Origin of the sequence: Methylophilus sp. Leaf408, from assembly GCF_916856905.1 — a bacterium.
Taxonomy (GTDB): domain Bacteria; phylum Pseudomonadota; class Gammaproteobacteria; order Burkholderiales; family Methylophilaceae; genus Methylophilus.
In genome coordinates this window covers 292296-309481 of record NZ_CAKASK010000002.1, presented here as the reverse complement: position 1 = coordinate 309481, position 17186 = coordinate 292296, and the positions used below count along the sequence as shown (strand labels likewise).

General features: G+C 48.9%; 15 protein-coding genes. 7 read left to right on the top strand and 8 right to left on the bottom strand.

Annotation, left to right across the window (positions count from 1 at the left end; genetic code table 11):
- The first annotated feature begins 4 nt into the window (after window positions 1-4).
- The 3 genes from LPA26_RS12320 to LPA26_RS12310 all read left to right on the top strand — a co-directional run bounded on the left by LPA26_RS12320 (window position 5) and on the right by LPA26_RS12310 (window position 2538).
- Window positions 5-487, top strand: coding sequence for a cytochrome c (locus LPA26_RS12320; RefSeq protein ID WP_055828306.1), 483 nt, complete (start codon window positions 5-7; stop codon window positions 485-487).
- Between the two features lie 144 nt (window positions 488-631).
- Window positions 632-1144 carry a cytochrome c gene (locus tag LPA26_RS12315; protein WP_229008565.1) on the top strand — a complete coding sequence of 171 codons (513 nt, stop codon included), beginning with the start codon at window positions 632-634 and terminating at the stop codon, window positions 1142-1144.
- Window positions 1145-1212: 68 nt separating this feature from the next.
- Window positions 1213-2538 carry an NAD(P)/FAD-dependent oxidoreductase gene (locus LPA26_RS12310; protein WP_055828300.1) on the top strand — a complete coding sequence of 442 codons (1326 nt, stop codon included), beginning with the start codon at window positions 1213-1215 and terminating at the stop codon, window positions 2536-2538.
- A 74-nt stretch (window positions 2539-2612) separates the two neighbouring features.
- Here the strand turns inward: LPA26_RS12310 and lplT are convergent, their stop codons facing one another.
- From lplT to moaA, 8 genes are all read right to left on the bottom strand, one after another.
- Window positions 2613-3782, bottom strand: a complete 1170-nt coding sequence (lplT, locus tag LPA26_RS12305) for a lysophospholipid transporter LplT (protein WP_055828297.1) — start codon at window positions 3780-3782, stop codon at window positions 2613-2615.
- A gap of 21 nt (window positions 3783-3803) precedes the next feature.
- A complete protein-coding gene (locus tag LPA26_RS12300; RefSeq protein WP_055869733.1) occupies window positions 3804-5198 on the bottom strand; it encodes a PhoH family protein in 1395 nt (464 codons plus the stop codon).
- 11 nt (window positions 5199-5209) lie between these two features.
- The gene (locus LPA26_RS12295) at window positions 5210-5671 is read right to left on the bottom strand and encodes a peroxiredoxin (RefSeq protein ID WP_229008753.1); all 462 of its coding nucleotides are present in this window, start codon (window positions 5669-5671) and stop codon (window positions 5210-5212) included.
- A gap of 107 nt (window positions 5672-5778) precedes the next feature.
- Window positions 5779-7257 (bottom strand): HAMP domain-containing sensor histidine kinase, encoded by a 1479-nt coding sequence (locus LPA26_RS12290; RefSeq protein WP_229008564.1) that lies wholly within the window; start codon window positions 7255-7257, stop codon window positions 5779-5781.
- A gap of 1 nt (window position 7258) precedes the next feature.
- Window positions 7259-8050: an energy transducer TonB gene (locus tag LPA26_RS12285; protein WP_055869738.1), complete on the bottom strand. Its 792-nt coding sequence runs from the start codon at window positions 8048-8050 to the stop codon at window positions 7259-7261.
- 86 nt (window positions 8051-8136) lie between these two features.
- Window positions 8137-9405: a gephyrin-like molybdotransferase Glp gene (glp, locus tag LPA26_RS12280; protein WP_229008563.1), complete on the bottom strand. Its 1269-nt coding sequence runs from the start codon at window positions 9403-9405 to the stop codon at window positions 8137-8139.
- Between the two features lie 133 nt (window positions 9406-9538).
- Entirely contained in the window at window positions 9539-10087 is a 549-nt protein-coding gene (mobA, locus tag LPA26_RS12275; RefSeq protein ID WP_229008562.1) for a molybdenum cofactor guanylyltransferase MobA, read from the bottom strand.
- The gene (moaA, locus tag LPA26_RS12270) at window positions 10088-11098 is read right to left on the bottom strand and encodes a GTP 3',8-cyclase MoaA (RefSeq protein ID WP_229008561.1); all 1011 of its coding nucleotides are present in this window, start codon (window positions 11096-11098) and stop codon (window positions 10088-10090) included.
- Between the two features lie 121 nt (window positions 11099-11219).
- Between moaA and LPA26_RS12265 the strand changes: the two genes are divergently transcribed.
- From LPA26_RS12265 to fdhD, 4 genes are read left to right on the top strand one after another with little or no spacing between them, the layout of a single operon-like run.
- Complete coding sequence (locus LPA26_RS12265; protein ID WP_229008560.1) at window positions 11220-11699, top strand: formate dehydrogenase subunit gamma; 480 nt, start codon at window positions 11220-11222, stop codon at window positions 11697-11699.
- Entirely contained in the window at window positions 11692-13257 is a 1566-nt protein-coding gene (locus tag LPA26_RS12260) for an NADH-quinone oxidoreductase subunit NuoF (protein WP_229008559.1), read from the top strand. Before LPA26_RS12265 ends, LPA26_RS12260 begins: the two co-directional genes overlap by 8 nt.
- Before the next feature lie 17 nt (window positions 13258-13274).
- Window positions 13275-16196, top strand: coding sequence for a formate dehydrogenase subunit alpha (gene fdhF / locus LPA26_RS12255; RefSeq protein WP_229008558.1), 2922 nt, complete (start codon window positions 13275-13277; stop codon window positions 16194-16196).
- Window positions 16196-17092, top strand: coding sequence for a formate dehydrogenase accessory sulfurtransferase FdhD (gene fdhD / locus LPA26_RS12250; protein WP_229008557.1), 897 nt, complete (start codon window positions 16196-16198; stop codon window positions 17090-17092). The genes fdhF and fdhD overlap by 1 nt, the downstream gene beginning before the upstream one ends.
- The last annotated feature ends 94 nt before the right edge of the window (window positions 17093-17186 follow it).

Here is a 17186-nt window from a genome sequence, read left to right as displayed (position 1 = left end):
CAACATGTTAGGCAACAAAATTAAATCAGCTGTAATGATTTCTCTGTTGGCATTTGCAACAGGCGCCGTGGCTGATATAACTTTTTCGGCTACTCAAGACGGATCTACCATCAATATTGATAAAGCCATGTTTGATACCGATGCAGCCAAAGAGTTTTTGGCGACAGGTAAAAACCCATATATCGGCAACGAAGCTGCCATTAAAGCGGGTAAAAAGAAATTTAACCTGTATTCATGTGTAGCCTGTCACGGTGGTAAAGGTGAAGGCGCAGTTGGTCCTGGTTTGATCGGTGCTAACTTCCGTTACGCTAAAGATGCTACTAACAAAGGCATGTTTGAAACCATCTGGCACGGTACTAATGGTGGTATGGGCGCTAAAGGCTATGGCCTGATGGCTCCAGATGATGGCTTGAAACCAGATGAAGTGCTGCAAGTGATTGCTTTCATCCGTAGCAACAGCGTTGTTAAAGCTACTGGTAACGAATAATAATTAATACCAACTTAAAACGGTCACCTTGGTGACCGTTTTTTGTTTTTATGGCACAATGATTCAGTCGGTTTTATCTATAATTAAAACAATAAAAAACTGTTTAATTTCAAAGAATATCTAAGTAAACATATGGGGGCAATCATGAGAAGTTTGTTGTTAACGTCAGTTCTTGCTACGTTATTGGTGGCATGTAGTAATGGTGGTCAATCCGGTGCCGGATCAGAGGCAGCCACAGAGGATATCAAGGCAATCAAATTTGAGGCTACCCAGGATGGACAACCGTTGCAAATCGATGCAAAAATGTTCGATACACCAGCCGCAAAAGAATTTTTAAGCACAGGCAAAAATCCATATATCGGCAAAGAAGATGCAATCAAGGAAGGCAAAAAGAAATTTAACTTGTTTTCCTGCGTAGCTTGTCATGGTGGTCATGGCGAAGGTGCGGTTGGGCCTGGCCTGATTGGTGAAAACTTCCGGTATGCCAAAAATGCCACCAACAAAGGCATGTTTGAGACTATATGGCATGGTACAAATGGCGGTATGGGTGCAAAAGGTTTTGGTCTGATGGCACCAGATGATGGTTTGAAGCCAGATGACGTATTGAAAGTGATCGCTTTTATTCGTAGCCATGCCAAAATCACAGGTAACGAATAGCGGTATAATGTAGTTGTTGTGCGCGCTTGGCAGTACGGCAGGCGCGCTTTTTTATTGAAGGATATAGTGTGACGGATGAAAATAATTTGCACCATGTCATCATCGTAGGTGGTGGCGCAGGTGGACTGGAGTTAGCAACCAAGCTGGGAGATTCCCTTGGAAAAAAGAACAAGGCTCTCATCACGCTGATTGATAGCACCAGAACACATGTATGGAAACCGTTATTACATGAAATCGCAGCCGGTAGCATGGATCCAGACCGTCATGAGCTGGATTACCTTGCACAAGCGCATTGGCATCACTTCAAGTTCCGCCTGGGGCGTATGGATGGCTTAAATCGCGCTACGCGTGAAGTGAGCCTGGCGCCATTTATGGACGAAGATGGCAATGAAGTCATTGCACGGCGTACGTTTAAATATGACACCCTGATTATTGCCGTTGGTAGTACGACTAACGACTTTGGCATCAACGGAGCACGAGAATATTCACTGGCATTAGACACTCACTCCCAGGCACAACGGTTCCACCGTTACCTGCACAACGCATTATTACGGGCACAGACGCAATCTGAAGCATTGAAACCGGGTCAGCTGGAAGTCGCCATTGTAGGCGCGGGTGCCACCGGTGTTGAACTGGCTGCTGAGCTGCATAACACCACACGTGAATTAACTGCCTACGGATTGGACAAGATTGACCCGGATCGTGATGTCAAAATTTCACTGATTGAAGCCAGCGACCGCATTTTGCCGGCGTTACCGAATAAGCTTTCTTACGCTGTAGATGTTGAGTTGCGTAAACTGCGTGTGAACGTCTTTACTGGTGAGCGCGTGACTGAAGTGTCTCCTAAAGGGATTACCACACATAGTGGTCGTTTTATCCCTGCGGAACTGGTCGTGTGGGCAGCGGGTATTAAGGCACCGGATTTCCTAAAGGATATTGATGGCCTGGAGACGAATAGAATTAATCAACTAGTCGTTAACCAGCACCTGCAAACCACGCGGGACGAAAATATTTTTGCTTTTGGTGATTGTGCCGCATGTCCATGGCTGGGCCACGATACGACGGTGCCGCCACGTGCGCAAGCTGCGCATCAGGAAGCATCATTACTGGTGAAAACAGTGAAAGCACGCGTGGCAGGCAAAGAAACGCTGCCAGAGTTTCATTACCGCGATTATGGCTCACTGGTTAACCTGGGTAAATACTCTACTGTCGGTAGCTTGATGGGTGCTGTGGCTGGCGGCAGCATGTATATTCAGGGCTTATTTGCCCGTGTGATGTACCGTAGCCTGTATAAAATGCATTTGATGGCATTGCATGGCGTCTTGGCGGTGATTGTGCATAGCATCGGTCGCCTGATATCCAGACGTACCGAACCACATGTGAAACTGCACTAATCACTCAGCATGTCAAAAAATAAAAGGGCGCTGCAAGCGCCCTTTTTGTTTAGCCCCAAAGTGTTTAGGTTTACTTAACGTTGAATATGTTTACGGTAGACGAATGTAATCAACGACATACTGACAATAATAAACACACCAAAGATTGCCACAATGGTATTGATTTCAAACTTTGCACCCACCATCCAGGTATAGGCACCCAGTAACAGTAGTATGCCTATGTTTTCGTTAAAGTTTTGCACAGCGATCGAGTGCCCGGCACCAAGCAAATGATGGCCACGATGCTGAAGCAGAGAGTTCAGCGGCACTAAAAAATAGCCTGATAACACGCCAATCACAAACAGTAAAACAGCAGCTACAATCGGGTTGGTAATGAGTACCATACTGATCACCAGGATGCCCATATAAATGCCTGCTGGTAATACCTTAACGGCATTCTCCAGCTGGACATAGCGCGAGGCGATGACTGAACCAGCGGCAATGCCTACAGCCAGAATCGCAATCAGGTAAGTCGCTTCCTGCTGTGTAAAGCCGAGCTTTACGTCTGCCCATTTCAGCACCACAAACTGCAAAGTCGCCCCTGCGCCCCAGAACAGTGTGGTTACCGCTAGGGAAACCTGGCCTTGCGGGTCTTTCCACAAGGTAATAAATGCATGCCAAAAGTCCTTTAACAAATACTTGAGGGTTTTTTGCTCTACCTTGTGGTCGATAGGTACTTTAGGGATGAAATAGTTAAACGCTGCCGCCAGTAGATAAAGCAGCGTAATAAACGCAATACCCACATAAGGGCTGGTCGCGGCAGCAATTGTAGATCCAAACACTGGTCCCAAAATAATGGCGGTCACTGTCGTGCCTTCCATCCACGCATTGGCTTTGATCAGTAGATGCGAAGGCAGCATTTCAGTCAGGATGCCGTATTTAGCCGGGGAGTACGCCGCAGCACCAATACCCACCACCGCATAGGCGTATAGTGGCGGTACACCAGCGAGCGCCAGCAAACACCCTGCGAACTTGAGGCCATTGCTCAAAAACATGACCCGGCCTTTGGGTAACGCGTCAGCAAATGGGCCAACAAATGGCGCCAGCAGGATATAGGAGATGACGAAAAACTCGCGCAACAAAGGCTCGTGCCAAGTCGGAGCATTCAGTTGCGCGAGCAGGGCAATGGCTGCAAACAGGAGTGCATTATCGGCAATTGCCGATAAAAACTGGGCAATCAGTAGGGTATAAAAGCCTTTGACCATGGCAGCAGGGCAGACGAATGTCTACAACACCTCTGCCGCAAAATCAGCCAGGCGCGAACGCTCGCCACGAATCAGGGTGATGTGGCCGTTATGTTGCCAGTTCTTGAAGCGGTCAACCACATAAGTAAGGCCAGAGCTACCTTCTGTTAAATAAGGTGTATCAATTTGCGCAATATTGCCCAAACAGACCACTTTGGTGCCTGGGCCTGCGCGCGTGATGAGCGTTTTCATCTGTTTCGGCGTCAGGTTTTGCGCTTCATCAATGATCAGGAATTTATTCAGGAAAGTGCGGCCACGCATAAAGTTGAGCGACTTGATCTTGATTCTCGTACGGATCAAATCCTGTGTTGCAGCACGGCCCCATTCGCCGACATCTTCATCAGTCTTGTTCAGCACATCCAGGTTATCTTCCAGTGCGCCCATCCAAGGCGCCATTTTTTCTTCTTCAGTGCCTGGTAAAAAGCCGATATCTTCACCCACCGGTACGGTAACACGGGTCATGATGATTTCAGAATAGCGTTTTTTATCAAGGGTTTGCGTCAGGGCGGCCGCCAGGGTCAATAATGTTTTACCAGTACCTGCCTGGCCGAGCAAGGTCACGAAATCAATGTCAGGATCCATCAACAGATTTAAAGCAAAGTTCTGTTCGCGATTACGCGCAGTAATGCCCCATACATTGTGCTTGGGGTTTGCATGGTCATGCACCACTTCCAGCACCGCAGAATTATCTTCAAGTTTGCGCACTATCGCATGAAAAGGTTTGTTGTATTCATAAAACACAAATTCATTGATCAGGAGCGATTTCACAACCGGTCCGCTGATTTTGTAAAACATCCGGCCTGCTTCCTGCCAGGAATGCATGTCTTTGCTATGTTCCTCCCAGAAGTTTTCCGGTAGCTCCCGCAAGCCGGTATACAGCATATCGCTGTCTTCCAGCACTTTGTCGTTGAAGTAGTCTTCAGAAGGCACACCCATGGCGCGTGCCTTGATGCGGATATTAATATCCTTGCTGACCAGGATGACGTTACGGTCAGGCGTTTGTTTTTTGAGCGCTAGAACAACACTGATAATCTGGTTGTCTGCTTTACTCCCTGCCAATCCTGGCAAATCTGTAGGCACATGCTCCGTCTGGAAAAACAGTTTTCCCGGCAGGTGGCGATTACCCTTGATTGCTAGCGAACAGCCAGCTTCCAAGTTATCAGTATCGGCACTACCCATGATTTCTTCCAGGAAACGGCTGGCTTGGCGAGCATTTCTGGCAACTTCCGTAAGACCTTTTTTGCCATTATCCAACTCTTCCAAGGTCACCATCGGTAAGTACACATCGTGTTCTTCGAACCTGAACAGCGATGAAGGATCGTGCATCAGTACATTGGTATCCAGAACGAACAGCTTAGTTTGTGGAGCACGTGCCATAGAAAATCACTTTATGAGTGGAAAGATTGGATACAGGCCAGCACTTCTGCGGCATGGCCATCGACCTTGACACCACACCATTCGCGGACAATGGTGCCTTTTAGATCAATTAAAAACGTACTACGCTCAATACCACGTACCTGCTTGCCGTACATGTTTTTCATTTTAATCACATCAAACGCCTGACAGGCAAGCTCTTCGCTATCGGAGATTAACTCAAACGGAAACAGGTACTTGGCTTTGAAGTTTTCGTGAGATTTAAGCGTATCCCGTGAAATTCCGAAAATCACGGCATTTGCGGCTGTGAACTCAGCATGCATATCTCGAAACTGGATGCCTTGAGTGGTACAGCCAGGCGTCGCATCTTTGGGATAAAAATACAAAACAATGTATTTCCCCAAATAGTCGCTGACTTTGAATTGAAGGCCGGAGGTGGCTGGCAAGGATAACGCGGGAGCAGGTGAATTCAACATAATATTCATGGCAAATGCTTAACCACATTGTTGATAAAAAACCGAAATTAAGCAAGCAGAAAAAGAAAATTAGTCGCTAACGCAATCAAGCTTTTGTGTGGGCCAGGTTATTGAGGTAATGAAATAGTGATGCGGGTGCCATTGCCGGCCTGGCTGTCAAACTGCATGGCGCCGCCTAACTCTTCGCAGACTTTGAATGCAAACGGAATACCCAGGCCGGTACCAAAGCGTTTGGTGGTTGGTCCAGGTGTGATGGCATGCGGATCTGGCTTAAACGGCATTCCGGGGCCCTGATCTATGATGACGAGCGTCAACGTATTATCCAAAAGTACACACTGAATATGAATCTCAGAGCCTTTCGGAGAGGCTTCAGAAGCGTTGAGCAATAAGTTATAGAGCATTTGTTCCAGCAGGTGCTCATCAGTCAATATCAGGCGTTTTATATTGGCACTGTCTTCAATGATTTTGATGTTTTTTTCATTAAGCTTGGGCTGCAGCGTCATGATCGCGCCTTGCACAATTGACGACAGCATCAGCTGATTCAGCATCGGTTTAATCGGGTGCAAATATGAAAGCAGGCTGCCAGTCCATCTTTCCAGGCGGTCTACAGTGTGGATGATCCCCTGCACAGATTCCTGGGTATCGCGGTCCGGCGCATCAATCACCTGGGCTGTTGCGCGAATACTGGCGAGCGGATTGCGGATGTTATGTGCCAGCATCGGCACCAGCAGGCCGAGTGCCGCCTGTTTTTCACTTTTAACGAGGGCATCACGGCTTAAGGCCAGATCCTCGGCCATTTTATTAATCTCTTTAGATAGCACCGCCAGCTCTTCTGCACCTGCTTCAGGCACCTGGTGGCTCAGGTTGCCAGCACTGATCGCATTGGTAGCAATCATGATGTCATTGATTGGTTTGACGATGGACCGCTTTAAAATGCGCCTAGAATAAATAATCAGTACACATGCAAGCAATAGTGGCAATGACAACACTGCAATTGAGCTGCTTCTGGCATCTTCCAGGCGATTTTTGATCTCGCTTTGCTTGATCATCAGCAGGTGCTCAGCGCGTTTGGATACTTCTTCGTAATGCGTAAAAATACCGGTTTCAATATCCTGGTAAATAGACTTCTGCGCCTGTTTGTTCGGGTTGTTCTGATAGCGGTAGAACAAGGTCGGTGCTTCATTCACCAGCTTGCGGTATTTACTTTCAATTTCGCTAAGCGCAGTTCTTTCTTGTTCATCAATCGCAATCTTTTGCAAGCGCTCCAGGTGCAACAAAATGGATGCCGTATAGTGGTTATATTCGTTGAGCGCATTTTCTTCCTGCAGAAAAAAAGCATCGAATAACTCCTTTACCTGGCGATATAAATCGCCCCTGACCAGATAAATTTCCTGGATAACGATATTGATACGCTGGGATTGTTTGGAGGCTTTATCCCACAGATAAATGCCGTAGCCTCCGCTGGCCACCGCCAGAATAATCAGGGCAATAAAGTACAGGTCATGAAACAACAATAAGTGTCGAAGAGACTTGCCATACGCCCGTTGCGTAAAAGCTTTTTTAAATTTTCCTTGGGAAAGTGCCATGTTAGCTGGACAATCTGAAGCTGACAGTCACTACAATATTGCTGATTTTACCGCGCAGAATCTCGTTAAAATGCGGTTTTAACTGCGATTTCTGTGCGGCTGCCAGTGCCGCCTCATCAATCGCTTTATTGCCACTGGACTCAAGCACTTCGATGCCTGTGATGTTGCCATGGTCATCAATGTTAATGCTCAGTTTGACATCACCTTCAATGCCCCTGTCTTGCGCAATTCTGGGGTAGCGCTGGTTTTTCTTTAGCTCCCTGTGTGCTGCGTTTCTAAACGCATTGCGCGCAGCTTCAATATCACCTTCACTAGGCCCCGTCGCTTTTGGGGGCTCCGGGGGTGGTGCAGGCGGTGCTGGCGGCGGCACAACTTCAGCTTTACTCTCGCTAGCGGTTGGTTTCGCCGTAATCACTGAAGGCGCCGGCGTTTCTGCAACTGTCCGGGTAGGTTCTACCGGTGGTTCCGGCAGAGGCGATGCCTTTTGCGGCAGGGTTGGTTTTTGTTCCGCAGGCTTAGGCTCTACCGGCTTAGGTGGTGGTTTTACCGGTTCAGGCTTGGGTGGTTCAGGTGTAGGTGGCGTTGGTTCAGGTTCGGCTGGAGGCGAAACCGCTGCTGGTGGCATCTCTTTCACGAGCTCGATTTGAATTTCCTGTTTCTGGACCGGGGGCTTTTCGTAAGTAGGTTTAGGAATATAAAGCATGATCAATGCATGTACCAGCAGCGAGCCAATCAGGCACCACTCCAATACATGTTTGAACTGTGTTTTTGATTCTTGTAGAACGGCTTGCACGCCTAAACCCTAACCTTAAAGCCCCATACGACCCGACACTATAAGCTATTTTTTAGCATTCCTGCCAGTGCCTGAAGGTTTGTTATCTAGCACACGCCATGGAAAGGTTGTACTTCTACCAAAGTCCCAGCTTCCAGTGCGCCGGTTTGCTCATTAAGCACAATAAAACAATTGGCCCGGCTCATGCTGCTTAAAATACCAGAGCCTTGTTCGCCAGTGGTTTTCACTTTCCAGGTTTCACCTTCTTTAAACAATATGCCCCGCTGAAATTCAGTACGGCCAGTAGCCTTTTTGATGGCGTTGACACATTTGACTTGAAAAGAGGGTGTTGCCAGGTGAGCTGCTCCCATCAAAGTTTTGAGCGCTTCCTGAACAAACTGGTAGAAAGTCACCATCGCAGACACCGGATTACCAGGCAGTCCAAAATAATGGGCAATGCCGATTTTTCCGTAAGCCAGCGGGCGGCCTGGCTTCATATTGATTTTCCAGAACAAGACCTGTCCATGTTTGGCTAGCAGCTGTTTCATAAAGTCTGCTTCGCCGACCGAGACGCCACCACTGGTAATTACTACATCGTACTCAAAGGCGGCTTCCAGCAAAGTTTTTTCCAAGGCAGCCGGGTCATCGGCCACATTGCCAAGGTCAGTCACTGACACACCAATTGCTTCTAACACACCCCATAAACTGTAGCGGTTACTGTCATAAATCTGCCCTGGTTGCAAAGGTTTGCCGACGCTTATCAACTCATCACCAGTGCTAAAAAAAGCCACTTTTAATCGACGATAGACCTCAATTTCACCAATCCCCAAAGAGGCCAGCAGACCCATATCTGCCGGTTCAATGCGATGACCAGGCGTCAACACCGTTTGGCCTACCGCTACATCTTCTCCGGTCAGGCGGATATTGGCGCCCAAAGCCGGCAATTTTGCCAGGGTAACCAACTCGCCTTCAGTTGAGGTTTGTTCCTGCATGATGACCGTATCGACGGTAGGTGGGATGACCGCTCCAGTCATGATTTTGATGCAGCAGCCGGCCGGAATTTCTGAAGTAAACGGAGCGCCCGCAAATGCAGTACCGATCACTTTAAGTGGATTTCCCCCTTCTGCATGCCTGAAGGCAAAACCATCCATCGCCGAATTATTATGGCCAGGCACATTCATGCCGGAAATCACCGGTTTGGCTAGAAAACGTCCCAAACTGTCTTTGAGTGTTACTGTTTCAGTTTCGCTGACCGGGCTTAAGAACTGCTGGATGTAGTGACGTGCCTGTGTCACTGACATCGCGTTCGGGTCATAGTCATCCAGGCACGAGGCCTTTGACGCTAAATCGGATAGTTCTAAATCAGAAGATTGCATGACAAATATTCACCAATTGCAAAATCATTATTTTACAGGCTGTCACGTCAGCCACCATGTTAAAAATCAAGTCTGATCCAAGGTTGTTCGCAGTCCAGACGGTAGGGCTATTTATATCTACTTGTGGATACTGCTAAAGTGCATGATTAATGTTAGTAAAAGCTAGCTCATCTTCAAAATCAACAAACACCTGTGTATGCCGTGCTTGCCAGGCACTGACGCGGCGCTGTCCCTCTTGCAGAAATGCATCAAGATCGTTGCTTAAACTGCGATGAAGCAGGCAAAACACCGGATGGTCTCCGCTGCTACTACGTGCAATTGCTATCAAAGCATTTGAGTGGTTAATCGCTCGCGACATTCGCTGGCTTAAATCCAGCGGCAACAGGGGTGAGTCGCATGGCACTGTCAGTAGCCAGTCAGTTTGGGCATGTTTTAAACCTGCCTGAAAACCTGATAATGGACCGTCGAATTGCGTATTAGCATCTGTGACTACGGGAACGCCGAACTGGTGATAGGTCTCGAGGTTACGGTTTGCATTAATGATGACTTGCGCCACTTGTGGCTGTATGCGGTCAAGCACATGTGCCACCATCGTTTTGCCTTGATAATCTACTAGCCCCTTATCAATGCCACCCATACGTATACCACGCCCGCCGGCCAGGATAACTGCAGTAACCTGCATTTAACCGCCTGTATGCGACATAAATCGGATTACGGCTGGCGCTGCCCGCTGTAAATCAAAGTCATGTCCTTTGGGTTTGATGCGCATGCCTTGCAAGATAGCTTCAACCAATGGCATATCGTCTTTAGGGTGAGCGCGCAAAAGTGGCATCAGGTCAATTTTATGTTCTTGTCCCAGGCATAAGAATAATTCACCTTTACAGGTGATGCGCACACGATTGCAGCTTTCGCAAAAGTTATGGCTATGCGGGGAGATAAACCCGATTCTTGTTTTTTCGCCATTGACTTGCCAGTAACGCGCAGGGCCACCGGTTTTATGCATGCTCGGGGTGAGGGAAAACTTACTTTTTAATTGTGCCAGCGTTTCGTTATTACTGACGCAACTGCTTTCACGGTCATGGTTAACTTCACCTAATGGCATTTCTTCAATAAAGCTAATATCAATATGTTTCTGGATAGCAAAGTTGACCAGGTCGAAGGCTTCATCATCATTAATGCCACGCATCAGCACAGTGTTAAGTTTGATATTGCTGAATCCGGCTTGAATGGCATGCTCAATGCCGGACAGCACTTTTGGCAGTTCACCGACACGGGTGATCTTGCGGAAGCGTTCTTCATCCAGGCTATCTAGCGAAATATTGATACGGTTAACACCAGCCGCTTTTAAAGTCAGGCTGTATTTATCCAGCTGGCTACCGTTAGTAGTGAGCAGACATTCCTGCAGGCCTGGCAAATGGCCTATCTCTTCAAACAGCCACATGGCATTTTTGCGCACCAATGGTTCGCCGCCGGTAATGCGAACTTTCGTAACCCCCATACGGACAAACAATTTAACCAGTCGCGAACATTCTTCAAGGCTAAGCACTTCATCGCGAGGCAAAAATGTCATTTCTTCAGCCATGCAATACTGGCAACGGAAATCACAACGGTCGGTGATTGACAGGCGAATGTAGTCGACATGCCGGCCAAACTGGTCGATAAGCTGCGAGGGAATGTGAGTCGAAAATTGCATTGCGTCCATTAATTTTAAAGTAATCAATATTCTATGCCCTTTTCATGGTTTCACAAGGGATGAATAAAGCGTATGATTTCGGGGTGATAGAATGTAACTAAATTGTAACTGCGAGGTTAGTTTGGATCATTTATTAAGCCAGGAGCAGCAGACGCTCATAAAAGCACATATCCAAGCACATCAGCATGTGCCGGGTGGTTTGATGCCTCTTTTACATGCGATTCAGGATGATATCGGCTATGTCCCTGAGATTATTTATCCCGATATATCCAAGGCATTGGCACTTTCAGTCGCTGAAGTGCACGGTGTCGTCAGTTTTTACCACCATTTCCGTACACACCCGATTGGCAAGCATGTGTTGCAGATTTGCCGTGCGGAATCCTGCCAGGCTATGGGTTCCTCAAAACTTGAGGCTGAACTCAAATCCAGACTAGGTGTGGATTACCATCAAACAACCCAAGATGGCAAGGTCACATTGCTACCGGTGTATTGCCTGGGTAACTGTGGCTGCTCACCAGCGGTGATGCTGAATGATGAAGTGTATGGACGCATGAATAGTGAAAAGGTTTCTGAGCTGATTGCCGAGGTTTGCCATGGTTAAGGTATATGTGCCGATTGACTCGACCGCCTTGTCGCTAGGCGCCGAACGCACTGCCAAAGCCATTGTGGCAGAAGCGCAAGCAAGAGGTATTGATATACAACTGATCCGTAACGGTTCACGCGGAATGTTCTGGCTGGAACCACTGGTAGAAGTTGAGCTTCCCGAAGGTCGTGTCGCTTTTGGTCCGGTGCAACCTAAAGATGTTGCCAGCCTGTTTGATACAAATTTTATTAATGCACTGTCAGATTCTGCAAAAGGGCATCCTTTATATCTGGGATTAACCGAAGAGCTTGCCTGGTTGAAAAAACAGCAACGCCTGACATTTGCTCGCGTAGGGATTACCGATCCGGTATCGCTGGAAGATTATCTGGCCCATGATGGCTACAAAGGCCTGAAAAATGCACTGGCATTGAGTGGGGCTGACATTGTGAAAGCAGTCACGGATTCCGGTTTGCGTGGCCGCGGTGGCGCAGCTTTCCCGACCGGTATCAAATGGAATACGGTGCTGAATGCGCCGGCAGAGCAGAAGTATGTGGTCTGCAATGCCGATGAAGGCGATTCAGGCACTTATTCTGACCGCATGATCATGGAAGACGATCCGTTTGTCCTGATCGAAGGGATGACGATTGCCGGTATCGCTGTCGGTGCTACCCAGGGATATATCTATCTGCGTAGCGAATACCCGCATGCGCTCAAAACCTTGAATGAAGCTATCCGCCGGGCAAATATAGCTGGCTACCTGGGTGAAAATATTCAGGGTTCCGGTAAAACCTTTCATCTGGAAGTACGGCGTGCCGCCGGGGCTTATGTCTGCGGTGAAGAGACTTCTCTGCTGGAGAGCCTGGAAGGCAAACGCGGCCTGGTGCGTTTCAAACCACCATTGCCTGCGATTGAAGGTTTGTTTGGCAAGCCGACCATTGTTAATAACGTAATTTCGCTGGCAACCGTGCCTATCATTCTGGATAAAGGGGCACAATATTATGCCGATTACGGCATGGGCAGGTCACGCGGCACCCTACCTATCCAACTAGCGGGTAACCTGAAGCAAACCGGATTGGTTGAACTGGCATTTGGCGCCACCTTGCGCGAGTTGTTGTATGACTATGGCGGTGGCTCGGCTTCCGGTAAACCTATCCGCGCAGTGCAGGTTGGTGGCCCATTAGGCGCATACCTGCCGGAAAGCCAGTTTGATACACCGCTGGATTATGAAGAGTTTGGCAAAATCTGGGCGGTACTCGGTCATGGTGGCATTGTGGCGTTTGATGAAACGGCGGATATGGCCAAAATGGCACGTTACGCGTTCGAATTCTGCGCCATAGAAAGCTGCGGTAAATGCACGCCGTGCAGGATTGGTTCTACCCGTGGCGTTGAAGTAATGGATAAAATTGTGGCCGGTAAAAACCATCCGCAGAATGTGCAGTTGCTGCGGGACTTGTCGGACACCATGCTGAATGGTTCTTTATGCGCACTGGGTGGCATGACGCCTTACCCGGTATTAAGTGCGCTGAATCATTTTCCCGAAGATTTTGGTCTGAGTAATAAAGAAGCTGCTGCCTAGGCAGTAAAGGTGACATTATGGATGACATCAAATATACCCCTTCCCAACCTTCAGTATTGAAGTACGACGCGAACAAAGATTACGGCACACCAAAATCTGACAGCGATGTCATGGTGACGCTGAATATCGACGGCGTCGACGTGACTGTGCCTGAAGGTACTTCAATTATGCATGCGGCACAATTGGGTGGCGTAACCGTACCTAAACTGTGTGCGACCGATTCGCTGGAAGCTTTCGGCTCCTGCCGACTGTGCCTGGTGGAAATTGAAGGTCGTCGCGGTTACCCGGCTTCATGCACGACGCCTGTCGCTTCGGGCATTAAAGTCAAAACACAAACACCAAAACTGGCCGATGTGCGCCGTGGGGTGATGGAATTATATATTTCCGACCATCCACTGGATTGTTTGACCTGTGCCGCCAACGGTGATTGCGAATTGCAGGATATGGCAGGTGCAGTGGGTCTGCGCGAGGTCCGCTATGGCTATGAAGGTGAGAATCACCTTGGTCAGGCTAAAGACGAATCCAACCCTTACTTTACGTTTGATGCGTCAAAATGTATCGTCTGCTCCCGTTGCGTGCGAGCCTGTGAAGAAACGCAAGGCACCTTTGCCTTGACTATCCAGGGCCGCGGCTTTGACAGCAAAGTTTCCGCTGGTAACCAGGATTTCCTCGATTCAGAATGTGTGTCCTGTGGTGCCTGCGTACAGGCTTGTCCTACTGCTACCCTGATGGAAAAAACCGTGATTGCAGCAGGTACGCCAGAACATAGCGTGACCACCACGTGTGCTTATTGCGGTGTGGGTTGCAGCTTTGATGCCGAAATGAAGGGCGAAGAAGTGGTACGTATGACGCCGACCAAAGAAGGTGGCGCCAACCACGGACATAGTTGCGTTAAAGGCCGTTTTGCCTGGGGCTATGCAACCCATGCTGACCGTATCACCACCCCGATGATACGCAAGAGCATTCATGATGCATGGCAAAAAGTGGGCTGGGATGAGGCGATTAGCTATGCTGCCAGTGAAATTCAACGTATCCAGGCTCAGTATGGTAAAGATGCAGTCGGTGGCATTACTTCCAGCCGTTGTACTAACGAAGAAGTCTACGTGACGCAGAAGCTGATCCGCGCTGTATTCGGCAGTAATAATGTAGATACCTGCGCGCGCGTTTGCCACAGCCCAACTGGTTATGGTTTAAAACAAACACTGGGGGAATCTGCCGGTACACAGACCTTTGATTCCGTGATGAAGTCGGATGTAATTTTTGTCATGGGCGCCAATCCAACCGATGGTCACCCGGTCTTTGGCTCATTGATGAAACGTCGCCTGCGTGAAGGCGCCAAGCTTATCGTAGCCGACCCGCGTGCGATTGACCTGGTAGAAAATTCACCTCATATTCGCGCGGACTATCACCTCAATTTGCGCCCAGGTACCAATGTCGCACTAATCAGTGCATTGGCACATGTCGTAGTCACCGAAGGTTTGGTTAAAGAGGACTTTGTCAAAGAGCGTTGTGAATGGGATTCTTTCGTGGCCTGGCGTGACTTTGTTGCCAAACCGGAAAATTCACCTGAGGCGCTGGCCAAAGATTTAGGACTGGATCCGCAAAAGGTACGCGAAGCCGCGCGCCTGTTTGCGACTGGCGGCAACGCAGCCATTTACTATGGCTTGGGTGTGACTGAACATAGCCAGGGCTCAACCACCGTGATGGGTATCGCCAACCTGGCGATGGCGACCGGTAATATTGGCCGCGAAGGCGTAGGCGTCAACCCGTTGCGTGGACAGAATAACGTTCAAGGTTCTTGTGATATGGGCTCCATGCCGCATGAGTTCCCCGGTTATCGCCATGTGTCAGATGACGAAACGCGCGCATTGTTTGAAGCAGCCTGGGGGGTTCCTTTGAGCGCAGACCCAGGATTGCGTATCCCTAACATGCTGGACCTGGCGGCTGAAGGCAGCTTTAAAGCTGTTTATTGCGTTGGTGAAGATATCGCGCAATCAGATCCGGATACCCAGCACGTGACGCATGCACTGGAGAATATGGAATGCGTGATTGTGCAGGACTTGTTCCTGAACGAAACAGCGAAGTTTGCGCACGTATTTTTCCCGGGCGCCTCTTTCCTCGAGAAGAACGGTACCTTTACCAATGCAGAGCGTCGTATCTCGCCGGTGCGTAAGGTGATGACGCCGAAAAATGGTCTCAGGGAAGATGGCAAGCACGAAGCTGGTTTGGAGGACTGGGAGATTACAGCCAAGTTCTCAGAGGCATTGGGTTACCCTATGCATTACAACCATGCCAGCGACATCATGGATGAAATTGCAGCGCTGACACCTACTTTTAAAGGCGTCAGTTTCAAAAAACTGGATGAACTGGGTAGTATCCAGTGGCCTTGTAATGATGAAGCGCCGACCGGTACGCCGACCATGCACGTCGAAGAGTTTGTGCGCGGCAAAGGTAAATTCTTCGTCACGCAATATGTGCCTACGACCGAACGCGTCAACGGCAAATTCCCGTTGATCCTGACGACCGGCCGCATCCTGTCGCAATATAACGTTGGTGCGCAAACGCGCCGTACTGAAAATGTAGTCTGGCATACGGAAGACAAGATTGAGATCCATCCACATGATGCTGAAGACCGCGGCATTCTGGAAGGTGACTGGGTAGGTATAAGCAGCCGTGCCGGCCAAACGGTGTTGCGCGCCAAGATCACCGAGCGCGTGCAGCCGGGCGTGGTGTACACTACTTTCCACCACCCTGAATCTGGCGCCAATGTGATCACCACCGATAACTCTGACTGGGCCACCAATTGCCCGGAATATAAAGTGACAGCGGTGCAGGTAACCAAGGTGAACCAGTTGTCAGAGTGGCAGAAAGACTACCGCACCTTCAGCGATACGCAAATCGAATTGTCGGGGATGGATCCGCAAACGGTTGTTTCCTGATGGCTCAACCAGCAATTGAATATGATGACTGCCCAATCACGCACACAAGCAACGATTGGCAGCCACTCACTGCTTATCAAGCAGGCCACGAATTTGAGGTAACTCGCTGGCGTAATGGGCAACCACAAAGCGTGATGGATACGCTTGCACAAGAAGTACCGGTCGCGCTGGTGTATAACGGCATTTCGCATGTGGTGATGCTTGCAACGCCAGCTGACCTGGAAGACTTTGCCTACGGGTTTTCATTTACCGAAGGCATTATTAGCGAGCGCGCGCAAATTTACGGAATCGACGCAAAAGCCATCCATCATGCCAATGGCCTGTTGAAGGGCATTGAATTGCATATCGAGTTAGCCACGGCACAGTTTGCGGCGCTCAAAGAGCAACGGCGTAACCTGACTGGCCGTACCGGGTGCGGTTTATGTGGGGCGGAAAGCCTGGACCAGGTTTTTAAGATTCCTTCACTGCTAACAACATCTAGGCCAAATGTTTCACTGCAAGCGATTAATACTGCCATAGCGCAACTCAAATCGCAGCAACCGCTACAGCAAATCACCGGTGCAACCCATGCGTGTGCAATCGTCAATGACCAGGGCGACGTATTGCATGTGCGTGAGGATGTCGGCAGGCATAATGCGCTAGATAAACTCATTGGATTATTGTTGCGGCAGAATCTTGAGTTTGGCGAGTTGTGGGGCAAGCACTGGGTGCTGACGACCAGCCGCGCCAGTTATGAAATGGTACAAAAGGTCTCTATGACCGGTGGCCGGGCATTAGTCGCCATTTCTGCCCCGACATCGCTAGCGATGAATTTGGCGCAGGAACAGGATTTTTTACTGGTAGGGTTTGCCAGGCCAGCACAATGCGTGGTTTACCATGGCGAATTAACAGGCTAGATTTAAATCGAATCGAATCGAAGAAAAGATAATTCTGCTTATTCGGTGTTGATGTCTGTGATTGAACAGTTAACGGATTATTGATTTGAAAAGA

Bases quoted from the DNA above. Each gene is read 5' to 3' on its own strand.
- LPA26_RS12320 (WP_055828306.1), top strand. From the start codon at position 5: ATGTTAGGCAACAAAATTAAATCAGCTGTAATGATTTCTCTGTTGGCA.
- LPA26_RS12315 (WP_229008565.1), top strand. From the start codon at position 632: ATGAGAAGTTTGTTGTTAACGTCAGTTCTTGCTACGTTATTGGTGGCA.
- lplT (WP_055828297.1), bottom strand. From the start codon at position 3,782: ATGGTCAAAGGCTTTTATACCCTACTGATTGCCCAGTTTTTATCGGCA.
- LPA26_RS12300 (WP_055869733.1), bottom strand. From the start codon at position 5,198: ATGGCACGTGCTCCACAAACTAAGCTGTTCGTTCTGGATACCAATGTA.
- LPA26_RS12295 (WP_229008753.1), bottom strand. From the start codon at position 5,671: ATGTTGAATTCACCTGCTCCCGCGTTATCCTTGCCAGCCACCTCCGGC.
- LPA26_RS12290 (WP_229008564.1), bottom strand. From the start codon at position 7,257: ATGGCACTTTCCCAAGGAAAATTTAAAAAAGCTTTTACGCAACGGGCG.
- glp (WP_229008563.1), bottom strand. From the start codon at position 9,405: ATGCAATCTTCTGATTTAGAACTATCCGATTTAGCGTCAAAGGCCTCG.
- mobA (WP_229008562.1), bottom strand. From the start codon at position 10,087: ATGCAGGTTACTGCAGTTATCCTGGCCGGCGGGCGTGGTATACGTATG.
- moaA (WP_229008561.1), bottom strand. From the start codon at position 11,098: ATGCAATTTTCGACTCACATTCCCTCGCAGCTTATCGACCAGTTTGGC.
- LPA26_RS12260 (WP_229008559.1), top strand. From the start codon at position 11,692: ATGGTTAAGGTATATGTGCCGATTGACTCGACCGCCTTGTCGCTAGGC.
- fdhF (WP_229008558.1), top strand. From the start codon at position 13,275: ATGGATGACATCAAATATACCCCTTCCCAACCTTCAGTATTGAAGTAC.
- fdhD (WP_229008557.1), top strand. From the start codon at position 16,196: ATGGCTCAACCAGCAATTGAATATGATGACTGCCCAATCACGCACACA.